We start from the raw sequence: 15,508 nt of genomic DNA on the forward strand, positions 1-15,508 counted from the left end.
GCATGGAGGGTTACTATGACGACGTCCCTTTCTTTGCAGCAGGCGCTGGATCTCGCCAGGCAACACTGGAACGCCGGGCAAGCGCCGCAGGCGGAACACTATTGCCGTCTGATCCTCAACCAACTGCCGGGGCAACCGGATGCCCTGCATTTGCTTGGCCTTATCGCACACACCTTCGGTCATATTGATCAAGCTATTGCACATCTGCGTGAAGCCTGCTCTGCCCCGAAATTTCCCGCACTCTATGCCAGCAATCTCGCTGAGATGTGCAGGCAAAAAGGGGCGCTTGAGGAAGGGGAGCGCTGGGCGCGCAAAGCCATCAGCCTCGATGCCACATTGGTGAATGCCTGGAATAACCTCGGCATTTTGCTGCAGGAGCAAAACAAGCTGGTGGAGAGTGTGCTCTGCCTGGAAAAAGTGCAGTCACTGACCCCGCATTCGGCCTGTGCACACGGTAATCTCGCGAATACCCTGCGCCGCCTTGGCCGCTTTGATGAGGCGCTGGCCCACTACCAACACGCCCTGATCCTGGCACCTGATGACGCCGCGATTAATAATAATGTCGCCGGTCTTTTGCTGGAAGCCGGGCGGCTGGACGATGCCCTCGCCCAGTGCCAGCAGGCGCTGCGAATCAACCCCAAGTTTGCAGAAGGCTGGCTCAACCTGGTCACCATTCACATTGCGCGCGGCGATCTCACCCCAGCCGCACAAGCACTCGTACGCCTGCAGGGGTTGGCCCCCTTGCACCCGGCAACCCGGCAAAAACAAGCCCAACTGCAGCAACTCCAGGGATCCGGCAGTACGGAACTCAGTGCGGCAGAATATGCGCCAATTCTGCAACAAGCCTTACAACTATTACAGCAAGGGCGCTTTGCAGATGCCGAAACGCTTCTGCGCCCGCTCGTTGCCTCCGGCAGTGGTCCGCTGGCTGTCTGGCATATGCTCGCCACGGTCCTGCGCGTTCAGGGTAAGCTGAGTGAAACGCTGGCCATTCAGCATATGCTGGTCGACCATCTTCCCGGCGATGCTGTTAGCCGCTTCGACCTGGCAGAAACGCTACTGCTGACTGGCGATTTTGACCGCGGCTGGCAGGAATATCGTCACCGCTATGACATGGCGCACACAAGGCAAATTGCCCGTCATATCAACGCAACCCGCTGGGCGGGGCAGCCGCTGCCCGATAAAACCTTGCTGATTTTTGATGAACAGGGGTTTGGCGACACACTGCAATTTATCCGTTTTGTGCACCAGGCAAAGCGGCAAAGCCAGGCGCGGATTGTCCTTGACGTTACCCCGGAGTTGCTGGCTCTGGTGCGCCGCGCCTTTCCGGAAGAACAGGTCATCGGGCGCGGTGAGCTGCCCCCCGTCTTTGACGCTTACTGTGAATTAATGGATTTACCGCGCCTGTTTCGTCTGCAACCTGGCGATCTGCCGATGGCAACGGGCTATTTGCATGCCGATCCTGAGCGTGTCTCGCAGTGGCAACAACGCCTCGCCAGTGTACCGCGCCCGTGGGTGGCGCTGGTGTGGGCAGGTCGCCCGACACATACCAACGATCACCGTCGCTCCCTGCAGTTGCAACAACTGGCACCGCTGGCGCGCGCAGAGGCCACATTTTTACTGATCCAAAAAGGCGATGCCGCATCGCAATCACCGCCGGAAGGGATGCGTACCGTCGCGCTCAGTCAGGCGATTGCAGACTTTGACGACACCGCGGCGATCCTGACGCTGGCGGATCTGCTTATCTCGGTCGACTCCTCGCCAGTACATCTGGCCGGGGCTCTACAGCGCCCGTGCTGGACGCTGCTACCGTTTATTCCGGATTGGCGCTGGCTGATGACGCGGGACGACTCGCCGTGGTACCCGGGCATGCGCCTGTTCCGCCAGCCTGCCATGGATGACTGGTCGACGACGCTCGACACCGTTGCCGATGCGCTGGTCGCCCGCTTCCCTCCAGCGGGAGATTAACCGACGCGGGGGCTGGAGTCCCCTCTTGCCCCGGCCTATACTTCGGGCATGTTCTGTTCATGCCCGTAGGCCTATGACCACGCAAACCCTCTCCCGCGACTGGCGACTGCCGCTCGTGTTTATCCTTCTGGCCGTGGTGTTGGCGCTCGCTTTTACACTGCACACCCACTGGGGCGCATTTCTGCAATGGTGCCTGGCAACGCAAATTACCCTGCACCGTTATCTGGTGATGTACCTGCTACAACTCAATAATCATCAGTACAGCGGCGGATTATGGCTGCTGACTGGCGCATTTTTTTATGGTGTGTTGCATGCTATCGGGCCTGGACATGGCAAGTTTATTGTTACTACCTGGCTCAGCACTAGCCACGAAAGCCAGATGGCGTCCCGCGTGGTCCCTGTGCTCGGCAGCCTGATGCAGGGCGTCAGTGCCATTCTGTTTGTCTTTATTCTGGCGGTCGGTTTTAACCTTGCCGCAGGCGATCTCAGCGAAAGCCGCTGGTATGTCGAGAAAGCCAGTGCCGTAATGATTGGCAGCTTCGGCGCGTATATCGCATGGCAGGCCATCAACAGTCTGCGCCCACCTAAGCTGACCATTACCGCCCTTTCGCCACTGCATCAGCACAACGGTAACTGCGGCTGCGGCCATCATGGGGTGGGTGCCCGTGTGGGCGGCGACTGGAAGACACGCCTTGGCGTCATTCTCGCCATCGGCGCGCGCCCGTGCAGTGGGGCAATCATGATTTTGCTGTTCTCGAATGCGCTGGGCATTGTGACGTGGGGTATTGCAGCTGTGATGACGATGGCCGTTGGCACTGCGCTGTCGATTGCGGGCTTGTCGCTGGCAGTGCGATATGCTCGTAACACCACGGCGGCGCTGTTTGGCCGTGATAAGCGTCAACTTAGCTGGTTCGTGCCTGTACTAAAGATCGCAGGCGGCGTGGCGCTAGTGTTGTTTGCTGTGGTGCTGTTTTTGACCGTGATCCCGGTCAGTGCTAACGGGGATTATATTGCGGCGGGATGTTGAAAAAATCCCGGAGGGCGTTGCCATCCGGGCTTTCAGGCTTACTCGTTAATCTTCGGATGTTGCTGCACCAGACGGGCTCGTTTTTCCTGCAATTGCGCAATTTCTTCATCGAGATCTTCGATTTTCTGCTCAATATTGTCGTGATGCTCCTGCAAGATTTCCCGCGCTTCCTGAATGTCCGAAGCCGCAGGCGTTGCCCCTTTAAGCGGCAGGTTCGCAGTCTCTTTCATGGTCAGACCGGTGATCAGGCCAATGACAGCCACCACCATCAGGTAGTAAGCCGGCATTAACAGATCTTCTGAGCTTTCCACCAGCCACGCGGCAAGGGTCGGCGTAATACCGGCAATCAGAATCGAGATATTAAACGCGCTCGCCAGCGCACTGTAGCGGATGTGCGTCGGGAACATGGCGGGCAATGTCGAAGCCATCACGCCGGTAAAGCAGTTAAGCACTACCGCGAGCATCAGCAGCCCCGCGAAAATCAGGCCAATAATGTTGCTGTTAATCATGATAAAGGCCGGGATAGCCAGCGCAAACAGCGCCACACTGCCCATCAACACAAACGGACGGCGACCAAAGCGGTCACTCAGCAGCCCCATGACCGGCTGGACAAACAGCATACCAATCATGATAGCGATGATGATCAACACACCATGATCTTCCGAGTAATGCAGGTTATGTGACAGGTAGCTTGGCATGTAGGTCAGCAACATGTAATAGGTCACGTTGGTGGAAATCACCAGACCAATACAGGTCAGCAGGCTACGCCAGTGTTTCGTGGCGATCTCTTTAAAGGAGATCTTCGGCCCATCCTGTAATCCTTCGCGATCGCCCTGCTCCAGCTTATCAACATGCTGCTGAAATGCGGGTGTCTCTTCTAAGGCGTGACGCAGGTACAAGCCGATAATGCCCAGCGGCAGCGCCAGGAAGAACGGAATTCGCCAGCCCCATTCCAGGAAGTTATCTTCGCCGACGACCGTGGAGAGTAGCACCACGACGCCTGCGCCCAGGACAAAACCGGCAATCGAACCGAAGTCCAGCCAGCTGCCCATAAAGCCGCGTTTACGGTCCGGAGAGTACTCGGCAACGAAAATAGACGCGCCGGTATATTCCCCACCGACTGAGAAGCCCTGCGCCATCTTACACAGCAACAGCAGTATCGGCGCCCAGATGCCAATGGACGCATACGAGGGAATAAGCCCGATACAGAAGGTACTGACGGACATAATTACAATGGTAATGGCGAGGATTTTCTGCCGACCGTATTTGTCGCCCAGCATGCCGAAGAACAGGCCACCCAGTGGACGAATAAGGAAAGGTACGGAGAAGGTCCCAAGCGCAGCGATCATCTGTACGCTGGGATTTGCCTCAGGGAAGAAGACCTTACCCAGTGCGTAAGCCACAAAGCCATAAACACCAAAATCAAACCACTCCATGGCATTACCCAGCGACGCTGCGGTAATCGCTTTACGCAATTTGGCATCATCAATGATGGTCACATCACGAAGCGTAATAGGTTTTATTTTTTTCCTTTTTAGCATGCCTGTTTTCCTCTTTAGACTCTCGCCCTGACCGCCCGACTATCCTTTCCCTGCCGGGCGTTTTTACAGTGTTTCCCACTGATATATTCAAGCGTAGCAGGTTTACTTACACTGGCAGCGACTGCCTGTACAACCGAACCTGTTGACGCCTGTTGGGCAGTGAATGACCTTTTTACCCTAACAGGGTTTCAAAAAGTGATCAAATTCACATAATTCTCTCCAGTGATAATCAACCCCCTCTTCTGGCCCAAAATAATCACCCACGAAATCATTAGCATACAACTGGTATTTTGCCGTTTTTTTACAACCCATTTACAGGCCTTTTCATTACGGAATGGCTCAGAAAATCTTTACATAAAATATGTGACGAAGATAACTAAAACGATGTTTTATTCTTATTGAATCGATATTCCAAAGATCGGATTATACGCGCAGAAACAGCGGTACAGAAAACGGTTATGCCCTTGTTCCGGCCAGCCATGCCGGGCAATAACCGCAGACTGGAAAGTACCTCCTGACGTCATACCATTCTAATTAATTGAAAATATTACATATTAATCTTTGGGTTTCCTCGCTCATGTTAATGACGAGAAATGAGGGTTCATGATGAAAATTAAGGCCACAATTGAACGTATTCCCGGCGGGATGATGCTAATCCCTCTGATCTTAGGGGCAGTTTTGAATACACTCGCACCAGACACCGGCGCTTATTTTGGTTCCTTTACCAAAGGAATGATCACCGGCACGGTGCCCATTCTGGCGGTGTGGTTTTTTTGTATTGGCGCGTCAATTGATTTACGCGCTACCGGCACGGTATTACGCAAATCCGGTACGCTGGTACTGACCAAAATCGCTGTCGCATGGCTGGTGGCGATGATTGCCGCCTCGTTTATTCCGGACACCGGTATCCAGACCGGGTTCTTTGCCGGCCTTTCCGTACTGGCTATCGTTTCCGCAATGGATATGACCAACGGCGGTCTGTATGCCAGCCTGATGAACCAGTACGGCAGTAAAGAAGAGTCTGGCGCGTTTGTCCTGATGTCGCTGGAATCCGGCCCGTTGATGACGATGGTGATCCTCGGATCTGCCGGGCTGGCCTCATTCGAGCCGCACCATTTTGTGGGCGCTGTACTGCCGTTCCTGATTGGTTTTACGCTCGGTAACCTCGATCATGACCTGCGGGCATTTTTCAGCAAAGCCACGCCGGTACTGATCCCCTTCTTCGGCTTTGCGTTAGGTAACACGATCAATCTGCGTGTGATTATGGATACCGGCCTGTTGGGGATCGTCCTCGGCGTGGCGGTAATCATCATTACGGGTATTCCGCTGATTATTGCCGACCGTTTGATCGGCGGTGGCAACGGCACCGCGGGTGTGGCAGCCTCTTCCGCTGCCGGTGCAGCAGTCGCTAACCCGGTGATCATCGCGCAGATTAATCCGGCGTTTGAACCAGTCGCCGCCTCTGCCACGGCGCTGGTCGCCGCCAGTGTGATTGTCACTGCGATTCTGGTGCCTATCATCACCGCACTGTATGCAAAACGCTTCGGCGCAATCCCGGCTGCCGCCAGCGAAGCGGAAAAAACGGTCGAATCCGCCAGCCATTAAACGTGATAAAAAAGCCCCTTTCGGGGCTTTTGCTGTCCGCTATGTCCTGCAATTGACGACCGCTCCGGCCAGACCATTGCAGGGCATACCGCTTAGTCGCCGAAAATCTCTTCTACCATGGCAGTGGCTATACGCGTTGCTGAACAGAGCCGCGGCATGCCAAGCGCCACCGTTTGCCAGCTCTGCGTGACCGACCAGCAAATGGGGTGCTGCTCAACGTCACACCAGTCACCCAGCCAGCCAAGGAGATCTTTGTAGTCCATCAGCCCTGGCGTAGAAGGCGTCGCCAGCCATTGATGATAGAAGTGGCGCGTGGTGGGCGCAGCGTTGATCTCCTGCGCCAGAAAATCCGCCGCCATGACACGCACATTATCTTTCAGCATTTTTGCCACGTCGGCATTCGCCAGCCGGCAGGCATCGCCAAAAGCCCCCCAGCGCAACTCCTCCAGAGCGACATAGCAGCGTCCGGCCATCGACCAGCCGTTATAATTCCCGGCGCGCCACTGGGTAAAGACGTGCTCGCTATGGTTCCCTGCCTGCACTGCCAGCCCGCGCTGCGTCAATGCTTTCTCTTTCCACGCGGTACGCTGGCTAAAATGCTCTACCAGTTCATCATACTGTTGATGTAAACCCGGCGTCGTATTGGCAGGGCGGCGTTCAGCCTGTTGCATTGCCGTCAGGCGCTGGGTAATACGGCTTAATGCCAGGTGGCCAGGATCAAGCATGCTGGCGAGTTTCTCGGCCAGGCCAAGCCGCAACGCATCATTCTCGTTTAGCACGCCCGACATCGCCCACGGGCGCAGTTGCGTTTGTGCCATGACTTCCTGCGTCAGACGTTCACGAAATAGCTGCTGTTGCGGCACAATAGCGCTCTGGCGCGAGGCATCGCCGCCCTGCACCAAATCCACGATAAATTTCGGATGAATACATTCCAGTACTCGTCCCGGCCCATCCAGTAGTCGATTTTTCATGGTTGATCTGCTGCGAATAGAGTTTGTATGTCATCGCGTAACAGACGTGCGTCCTCATGGATCCAATTCGCCGTCTTGATGCAGTGTTGCAAATGTTGCTGCAACGCTAGCACTGACGACTCGTTTTGCTGCCGTATCGTCAGGCTGTCACGCAAACTTTCCTGCAGTCCCGCCAGACTTAACGAGAACTCGGCGAAAAATGTTGCCATCCCTGCCGTAACAGAAACATCGACCTGCGCGGCTAAAGCTTTACGGATTTGTGCGCAAAAATGGGCAATATGATCAATCAATTTGGCGTGTAACGTTGCGATATCGATAACATAACGGGTACGGGTTACCACATAATCTTCCCAACCCCAGCTGGGATTATTTAGCCAGCGCGAGACCGTTTCCCGCACGCTGTTGCCACGCATCGCCTGCCCGGCAGGCACATCTTCCGATGCGATTGCATTGCTGAACAACGCGCGAGTATTAAAATTCAGCGTACTGGGCTGAAAAGCCGGAAAACTGATACGCGCCCGGAAGCCGGCATGACTCAGTTCTTCTTTTATGCGCATCTCGATAGGACGCATGGCGTCGTTCAGCGAACGGCCCAGCGTATTTTCCAGTTCGTCAAAACGCAGTGCCAGCTCGCGGCTGATACGATCCTGGGCCGCCAGTAAAATTGTCTCGCATGCCGAGCGGATTTTGCTGAGCACGCTTTGCGCCTGACCTTCATCTTCCAGTATCAGTTGATGAGGGTTCAGCGCATCATCCAGCCGCAAGTCCGCTTTACTCTCGCGAGCGATACGCGCCAGTTTTCCATCGTGGAACCAGCCATCAATGGCCTCAACAATTTCAAACTGCTGACCATGAATAAAGGTTTCCGCCGCCGCCAGCGCCCCTTCAACCTCATGCTGGATTTCATCACTGACGCCTTCCTGGCAAGTGTGAAGCAGCGCCATATCCTCTTCCAGCCGCGTAATATTGTGTTCCAGTTGCTCATAGGCAACGGTCAGTCCCTGATAACGGAAATCGAGGTATTCACGAGCGCTTTGGGTGTAATTCAGTAATTTGTGCGAAGCCGAACGCAGCGCATAGAGTGACGCGTTGGCATAGGCGGCATGCAGCAGTTTGCGGATCGGCTGTTCAAACAGAGAGTCCTGCCACAGCAATTCAGCTGCATGGTGAATGTGCTCTATATCGTCTAAGTCGGCAGTACGCCAGCGACGTCCCAGCGCCGCCTCGGCAAAGTCCTGCACCCAGCGCTGATCCTGGGGATCCGGTAACCGACCCTGGTGTTTGATCTCGTTGCGAGCCCGGTTCGCCAGATAGCCCCACATGGAAGAAACAGGAAATATCTGCGAAGGATTGATATGGCCTTTCATCAGCGTGCCGGAAATCAGCGCCCGAACCTGATCTTCATCGTCGCTGTTACGATCTTTTTGATCGAACTTATTGACCAGCGCATACAGCGGAACCGAACGACCCACTGCAGAAACCGCGCGACGCACTTCTTCATCGGATATCGATTTAAGCTGCGTATAGTCCATGACCGCCAGTACCGCAGAGGCCCGCGCTAGCTGTTCATTAAGCATTTTCTGCAGATGGGGCTGACCGGCTTCGTTTGGGCCGGGGGTGTCCAGCAGCGTCAACTGGCCCAGCTCTTTCTCCAGCCCCGCCAGATGGACAAATTCCACTTCAATGACCGGAATATGCTCAATAGCGGCATACGCCGAAAAGGGGAAATCCACATCCAGCGCTTTCGACAGGCGAACTAAATCATTCAGGCTCTTCAGGCAGTGAAAGATCGGCTCAGCACCCAGATAGTGTTTATCGAACGCATTACCCTGAGCGATACGGTCCAGCAAACCGGCCATGTCTTTATCGATTTCGATTTTTTGCGCCAGTTTGTCACGATCGTAATTAAATAGGCGGGTTTGTAATTGCTGTGACAGCGCGTCAATCGGCCCGACATGCGAAAAATGAAGAATAGGCTCTTTCTGGCCCGGAGTATGCCGAATAAGTGTCGGCAGCGCCGTCATTGGCCGATTACGATTAGGCAAAACCTCAGTACCCACTATCGCATTGATGGTGGTTGATTTGCCTGCCTTCATGGTGCCGACAATAGCCAGCACCATTTCCAGGCGAGTTATTTTGCGGAATTCGTTATGCAGTGTGGCCTGCTGAGCCTCAACGCCACGAGCGCTGAAATGTAAAGGAAGCACATTGGCGTTATCCGCCATGCCGGGAATCGCCGCCTCATCAAGCGTCGCCACCGGCATTTTTTTCAGGGCCTGGAGATTATGCAAAGAAAGTTGTAACAATCTCTCTGCTTCCTGGCTTAACTCAAAAATTGTTTGTGTGTGCATGTCAAAAGTCTTTCCTTAACGCAAATTTTCTTACTTTTATTTAGCCGCGATCTTTTATTAGTGAAGTTTCGGCTTTTATAATTACGTGTGGAAAATATCTTCAAAAAGATAAATACCTGATGGGACTCAGGAAAGTATATTTTTTCTCTCAAAAAGTGACAGCAATACGCCCCCGGTCATAAAAAACCGGAGAGTTAGAGCGTAGCTCATTTTCAAGAACAACCTGGATATATCGTCATTTATTTACCCACCCAATTTGAGAGGTAATTATCTGCCAATGGCGGCAGACACAGCAGGTATGACAGTTTGTGGCGAATTACACCGGATACTAACTGCCACAATATATGAATTAGTAAATGGTGGCAATTTCCACCCTAAAATATTCTAAATGTTCGCATCAGTTTTTCCTTAGTGGCTTATCCGGGATTAGCATCGCTTAAGCGAATGACAGGTTATGTCAGCCACATCACCTTTTTATCTTTTATGTGAAAAAATAATAACAACGTCAACTATACGGTTTTGCTGTATAATTGCGGCCTTTTCAGGCAATACGCCTTTTTTGCACCCGCTAAGTGCCTGTGCTTTATGTATTTTTTGAGGAAAAACCCTATGCAACTGCCCCACTGCCCACAATGTGACTCCGAATACACTTACGAGGATAACGGCCTGTTCATTTGCCCGGAATGCGCGCACGAGTGGAGCGACGCAGCCCCCAGCTCCGATGTCGACGAATTAATCGTCAAGGATGCTAACGGCAATCTGTTAGCCGATGGCGACAGCGTAACTGTTATTAAGGACTTGAAAGTAAAAGGCAGTTCTTCAATGTTAAAAATTGGCACCAAAGTGAAGAATATTCGTCTGGTAGAAGGCGATCATAATATCGATTGTAAAATCGACGGTTTTGGGCCAATGAAACTGAAATCAGAATTCGTTAAAAAGAACTAATGAATGACGGGGAGTTTTTGCTCCCCGCCTGGTTTACCTTTACCGGCACCTCTACACTTATCCGCAGACTCGTTACCCGAGGTAATGATTATGCCCCTCAGTCCCTACATCTCTTTTTCTGGTCAATGTCATCAGGCCATACAGTTCTATCAAAACGCGTTAAATGCTGAATTAACTTATAAAATAACTTTCGGCGAAATGCCTGAACCCGACGCCGATGAAGGCTGTGCCGCTGGCCAAACATTTAACGATAGCGATATTGCTCACGCCAACCTGCGTATAGCAGGCAGCGAGATCATGATGAGCGATGGTAAACAGAACGATGCCGCCTGCAATGGCTTTACATTGAGCCTCGCCACCCAGGATCTGGCACAAGGTAAAGCCTGGTTCGATGCCCTTGCCGACAGCGGGCACGTCACCCTGCCCTGGCAGGAGACATTCTGGGCGGAGGGTTTTGGTATGGTGACCGACAAATTCGGCATCCCATGGATGGTAAACGTCGCCAAACCCCAGTAACGTCTCATCCTGCCTGAACGGTAGCCACCCGCGTCTGCCGTTTTTTTCTTACGCTTGCAAGATTCATCCCCGCGCAATCCACGCATAACCCAAATGCAACATTTCCCCCTCAGCATAAGGGCACACTTTCTGTGGCCTGCGGGGCTTTGATGACCATGCACTTATCCAGACATCCGACCAGTTACCCAACACGCTACCAGGAGATCGCCGCCAGGCTCGAGCAAGAACTGCGCAGCCACTATCGCTGCGGCGACTGGCTTCCCGCTGAGCAGCAACTGGCCGCACGCTTTGAGGTTAACCGCCACACCTTACGCCGCGCCATTGATCAACTGGTGGAAAAAGGCTGGGTCCAGCGCCGTCAGGGCGTGGGCGTTATGGTGCTTACGCGCCCGTTCGATTACCCGCTCAATGCACAGGCGCGTTTCAGCCAGAACTTACTCGATCAGGGAAGCCATCCCACCAGCGAACGTCTGCTGGCAGTGTTGCGCCCGGCCTCCAGTCACGTCGCCGACGCGCTGGGAGTGCAGGAGGGCGATAACGTTATTCATTTGCGCACCCGCCGCCGGGTCAATGGCATCGCCCTGTGTCTGATTGACCACTACTTCTCCGACATGGCGCTGTGGCCGCTGCTGCAACAGTTCGACAGCGGCTCGCTGCACGACTTTCTGCGCGAGCACGCCGCCATTGACCTGAAACGCACCCAGACGCGCATTAGCGCACGACGCGCACAGGCGAAAGAGAGCCGCTGGCTGGAGATCCCGAATATGGCGCCGCTGCTTTGCGTGCGGACGCTTAATCATCGTGAAGGCGAGATCAATGCCACGGAATACTCCGTAAGCCTGACGCGTGCCGACATGATCGAATTCACCATGGAGCACTGAATGCATTTTGATACCTCCACTCGCCAGCGCTGGATGGCGGCGCTCGCCCAGTCCACTCCGGAGATGCTGCGGGCACGAATGCGCACGCTCGGGCTGGCTCCGGACTATGAGTTTGTTCGCGCGCCGCAAACCGGGCTGGTGCAGATCCAGGCACGTATGGGCGCGACCGGCGATCGTTTTTTCCCTGGCGATGCCACATTAACCCGCGCTGTCGTCCAACTCGGTAGCGGTCAGCTCGGCTTCAGTTGGGTGCTTGGCCGCGATAAAGGTCATGCCGAACGCTGCGCGGTGTGCGATGCATTGCTACAGGAACCCGAGCATTACCCAACCCTGATGGAAACCCTTATTGTCCCGCTGGAAGCGGACCGAGCCGCGCGCCTTCAGGCACGCCAGGCCGAAGTCAACGCCAGCCGGGTCGACTTTTTTACCCTGGTTCGCGGAGATAACGCATGACCTTACAACCCGCATTCGCATCCGCTGTTCATGATGCTCAACACTGTTTTCGCCGTCTGCTAAAAGCCATGAGCGAGCCTGGCGTTATCGTCTCGCTGCCGCAATTGAAACATGGCTGGCCGCCGCTGGGTGCGGCTTCCACCAGCGTACTGCTGACGCTGGTGGATAACGACACGCCAATCTGGATCTCCGGCGCGCTGAGTCATGATTTGGTGCGCCAGAATCTGCGCTTTCATACCAACGCGCCCCTGGTGGATCAACCGCAGCAGTCGCTCTTTGCCGTCGCCGATCACACCCTGAGCGCCGGGCAACTAAGCGCACTGCCGACCGGCACCGCCTTCAGCCCCGAAACCAGCGCCACGCTAATTTTGCAACTTCAGGGATTAAGCGGCGGGCGCATGCTGCGCCTGACTGGCCCGGGCATTCTTGAGGAGCGCATGATTGCGCCGCAACTGCCGGAATGCATTACCGATGAGTTTACCGACCGCCCGCATTCGTTCCCGACCGGTATTGATGTGATCCTGACCTGCGGCGACCGGGCGCTGGCCATCCCCAGAACCACACTTGTGGAGGTGTGCTGATGTACGTTGCTGTCAAGGGGGGCGAAAAGGCGATAGCTGCCGCCCACGCTCTGCAGGAACATAAACGCCGTGGCGACAGTGAACTGCCCGAACTTAGCGTCGGGCAAGTCGCCGGACAGTTGCATCTGGCAGTCGATCGGGTGATGACCGAAGGTGGCATCGCCGATCGTGAGCTAGCCGCACTGGCGCTAAAACAGGCCAGCGGCGATAACGTCGAAGCCATCTTTCTGCTGCGCGCTTACCGCACGACGTTACCGCGTCTGGCTGTGAGTGAACCCGTCGACAGCGCCAACATGCGTTTAGAACGCCGTATTTCCGCCGTTTATAAAGATATTCCCGGCGGCCAGTTACTTGGCCCTACCTATGATTACACCCATCGGTTGCTGGACTTTGCCCTGCTCGCCGAAGGTGAAACGCCGCCGCTGAAGAAAGCCGCACCATGCCCGCAAGAGAGCACACCACATGTGTTTAGCCTGCTGGTCAATGAAGGGCTGGCGAAAGCGGAGCACGACAGCGGTGCCACACCGGATGACGTAACCCGTCAACCGCCAGTGTATCCCTGCTCACGCGCCTCGCGGTTACAACAACTGGCGCGTGGCGATGAAGGGTACCTGCTGGCGCTGGCCTACTCCACGCAACGCGGCTACGGGCGCAACCACCCTTTTGCAGGGGAGATCCGCAGTGGCTATGTCGATGTCCATATCGTGCCGGAAGAACTGGGTTTTGCAGTCAACATCGGCGAATTGCTGATAACCGAGTGCGAAATGGTCAACGGTTTCGTCGCACCTGAGGATGAAAAGCCGCATTTTACCCGTGGCTACGGGTTTGTCTTCGGCATGAGCGAGCGTAAAGCGATGGCAATGGCGCTGGTTGACCGCGCCCTGCAAACCGCCGAATACAGCGAACCGGTGCGCAGCCCGGCACAGGACGAAGAGTTCGTGCTGGCACATGCCGATAATGTCGAAGCGGCCGGTTTTGTCTCACACCTCAAACTTCCCCATTACGTTGATTTCCAGGCTGAACTGGACTTACTGCGCCAACTGCAACAGGAGAAGCACCGTGGCTAACGCGCTGACTGGCTATAACTTCGCCTTCCTTGATGAGCAGACCAAACGCATGATCCGCCGTGCGCTGCTGAAAGCGGTGGCGATACCCGGTTATCAGGTGCCGTTCGGCGGGCGGGAAATGCCCATGCCCTATGGCTGGGGCACGGGCGGTATTCAGCTCACAGCCAGCGTGATCGGTGAAGACGACGTGTTGAAGGTGATCGATCAGGGCGCGGATGACACCACCAACGCGGTTTCCATTCGCCAGTTCTTCAGTCGCGTAACGGGGGTGGAAACCACCGAACGCACCACCGACGCCACGCTGATCCAGACCCGACACCGCATTCCGGAAACGCCGTTGGTCAATGATCAAATCCTCATTTATCAGGTACCTATCCCGGATCCGCTGCGCTTTATCGAGCCTCGCGAAACCGAAACCCGCACCATGCACGCACTGGAAGAGTACGGTGTTATGCAGGTGAAGCTGTATGAAGATATCGCCCGCTTTGGCAACTTCACCACCCGCTACGCCTGGCCCGTTAAAGTGAACGACCGCTACGTCATGGATCCGTCCCCCATTCCGGCATTTGATAACCCCAAAATGCATATGATGCCTGCCCTGCAGCTGTTTGGTGCCGGGCGCGAAAAACGCATTTATGCCGTGCCACCTTATACCCCCGTCGTCAGTCTCGACTTTGAAGATCACCCCTTTGCGCCGCAAAAATGGGATCAGCCCTGCGCTATTTGCGGATCGATCCACAGCTATCTGGACGAAGTGGTGCTGGATGATACCGGAAAACGGATGTTCGTCTGCTCGGATACTGACTACTGCCGCCAACAGAGCGAGGCTTTACGTAAATGATCCAACCGCTGCTTTCGGTGCACCAACTTTCACATCTGTACGCCCCGGGTAAAGGTTTTACTGATGTGTCGTTTGATTTATGGCCAGGCGAAGTACTGGGCATTGTCGGCGAGTCCGGTTCCGGTAAAACCACGCTGCTGAATGCTCTCTCAGCCCGCCTGCCGCCCCAGCAGGGTGATGTTATCTATCAGGGCCGTTCACTCTATGCGATGAGTGAGGCCGAGCGCCGTCGCCTGTTGCGTACCGAGTGGGGCGTCGTCCATCAGCACCCACTCGATGGTCTGCGTCGGCAGGTTTCCGCTGGTGGCAATATTGGCGAGCGCCTTATGGCGAAAGGGGCCCGGCATTACGGCGCGATCCGCGCCACGGCGGAGCAGTGGCTGAGCGATGTCGAGATCCCCCCCTCCCGTATAGATGATTTGCCCACCACTTTTTCCGGCGGCATGCAGCAGCGCCTGCAGATCGCTCGCAACCTCGTCACCCAGCCCAAACTGGTGTTCATGGATGAACCGACTGGCGGGCTGGATGTGTCCGTACAGGCGCGACTGCTGGATCTGCTGCGCAGTCTGGTGGTGGAAATGAACCTTGCGGTGGTAATGGTCACCCATGATCTCGGCGTGGCACGCCTGCTGGCAAATCGCCTGCTGGTGATGAAACAGGGTCAGGTGGTGGAAAGTGGGTTAACCGACCGCGTGCTCGACGATCCTCATCATCCTTATACCCAATTGCTGGTCTCCTCGGTCTTACAAAATTAAGGAGCG

The 15,508-nt window shown here is 55.1% G+C and carries 14 protein-coding genes; 11 read left to right on the forward strand and 3 right to left on the reverse strand.

Translation table 11 applies throughout. The features are described from left to right. Positions 1-15 precede the first annotated feature (15 nt). Entirely contained in the window at positions 16-1,968 is a 1,953-nt protein-coding gene (locus tag RTX30_RS12725; protein ID WP_312690279.1) for a tetratricopeptide repeat protein, read from the forward strand. A gap of 73 nt (positions 1,969-2,041) precedes the next feature. Then, entirely contained in the window at positions 2,042-2,995 is a 954-nt protein-coding gene (locus RTX30_RS12730; protein WP_312690281.1) for a nickel/cobalt transporter, read from the forward strand. Positions 2,996-3,033: 38 nt separating this feature from the next. Here the strand turns inward: RTX30_RS12730 and proP are convergent, their stop codons facing one another. Next, on the reverse strand, positions 3,034-4,536 hold the full coding sequence (gene proP, locus RTX30_RS12735) for a glycine betaine/L-proline transporter ProP (protein WP_312690282.1): 1,503 nt from the start codon (positions 4,534-4,536) through the stop codon (positions 3,034-3,036). Positions 4,537-5,142: 606 nt separating this feature from the next. Here proP and kdgT point away from each other — a divergent pair. Then, the gene (gene kdgT, locus RTX30_RS12740) at positions 5,143-6,141 is read left to right on the forward strand and encodes a 2-keto-3-deoxygluconate transporter (protein ID WP_312690506.1); all 999 of its coding nucleotides are present in this window, start codon (positions 5,143-5,145) and stop codon (positions 6,139-6,141) included. Positions 6,142-6,233: 92 nt separating this feature from the next. Here the strand turns inward: kdgT and RTX30_RS12745 are convergent, their stop codons facing one another. Together RTX30_RS12745 and crfC are read right to left on the reverse strand one after the other, a co-directional pair. Continuing rightward, positions 6,234-7,112 (reverse strand): diguanylate cyclase regulator RdcB family protein, encoded by an 879-nt coding sequence (locus RTX30_RS12745; protein WP_312690283.1) that lies wholly within the window; start codon positions 7,110-7,112, stop codon positions 6,234-6,236. Then, complete coding sequence (gene crfC, locus RTX30_RS12750) at positions 7,109-9,463, reverse strand: clamp-binding protein CrfC (RefSeq protein WP_312690284.1); 2,355 nt, start codon at positions 9,461-9,463, stop codon at positions 7,109-7,111. Before crfC ends, RTX30_RS12745 begins: the two co-directional genes overlap by 4 nt. A 609-nt stretch (positions 9,464-10,072) precedes the next feature. Between crfC and RTX30_RS12755 the strand changes: the two genes are divergently transcribed. The 8 genes from RTX30_RS12755 to phnK all read left to right on the forward strand — a co-directional run bounded on the left by RTX30_RS12755 (position 10,073) and on the right by phnK (position 15,502). Next, a complete protein-coding gene (locus tag RTX30_RS12755; RefSeq protein ID WP_312690286.1) occupies positions 10,073-10,408 on the forward strand; it encodes a zinc ribbon domain-containing protein YjdM in 336 nt (111 codons plus the stop codon). Between the two features lie 90 nt (positions 10,409-10,498). Further along, positions 10,499-10,924 carry a VOC family metalloprotein YjdN gene (gene yjdN / locus RTX30_RS12760; protein WP_312690288.1) on the forward strand — a complete coding sequence of 142 codons (426 nt, stop codon included), beginning with the start codon at positions 10,499-10,501 and terminating at the stop codon, positions 10,922-10,924. A 155-nt stretch (positions 10,925-11,079) separates the two neighbouring features. Further along, positions 11,080-11,805: a phosphonate metabolism transcriptional regulator PhnF gene (phnF, locus tag RTX30_RS12765; protein WP_312690508.1), complete on the forward strand. Its 726-nt coding sequence runs from the start codon at positions 11,080-11,082 to the stop codon at positions 11,803-11,805. Next, positions 11,806-12,258: a phosphonate C-P lyase system protein PhnG gene (gene phnG, locus RTX30_RS12770; RefSeq protein WP_312690290.1), complete on the forward strand. Its 453-nt coding sequence runs from the start codon at positions 11,806-11,808 to the stop codon at positions 12,256-12,258. After that, positions 12,255-12,839, forward strand: a complete 585-nt coding sequence (gene phnH / locus RTX30_RS12775) for a phosphonate C-P lyase system protein PhnH (protein WP_312690292.1) — start codon at positions 12,255-12,257, stop codon at positions 12,837-12,839. The genes phnG and phnH overlap by 4 nt, the downstream gene beginning before the upstream one ends. Further along, entirely contained in the window at positions 12,839-13,906 is a 1,068-nt protein-coding gene (locus tag RTX30_RS12780) for a carbon-phosphorus lyase complex subunit PhnI (RefSeq protein ID WP_312690294.1), read from the forward strand. The genes phnH and RTX30_RS12780 overlap by 1 nt, the downstream gene beginning before the upstream one ends. Next, a complete protein-coding gene (locus RTX30_RS12785; protein WP_312690296.1) occupies positions 13,899-14,747 on the forward strand; it encodes an alpha-D-ribose 1-methylphosphonate 5-phosphate C-P-lyase PhnJ in 849 nt (282 codons plus the stop codon). Before RTX30_RS12780 ends, RTX30_RS12785 begins: the two co-directional genes overlap by 8 nt. Continuing rightward, positions 14,744-15,502 (forward strand): phosphonate C-P lyase system protein PhnK, encoded by a 759-nt coding sequence (gene phnK, locus RTX30_RS12790; RefSeq protein ID WP_312690298.1) that lies wholly within the window; start codon positions 14,744-14,746, stop codon positions 15,500-15,502. The genes RTX30_RS12785 and phnK overlap by 4 nt, the downstream gene beginning before the upstream one ends. Positions 15,503-15,508: the final 6 nt, after the last annotated feature.

The organism is Kosakonia sp. (genome assembly GCF_032052965.1).
In the GTDB taxonomy this organism is placed as follows: Bacteria; Pseudomonadota; Gammaproteobacteria; order Enterobacterales; family Enterobacteriaceae; genus Kosakonia.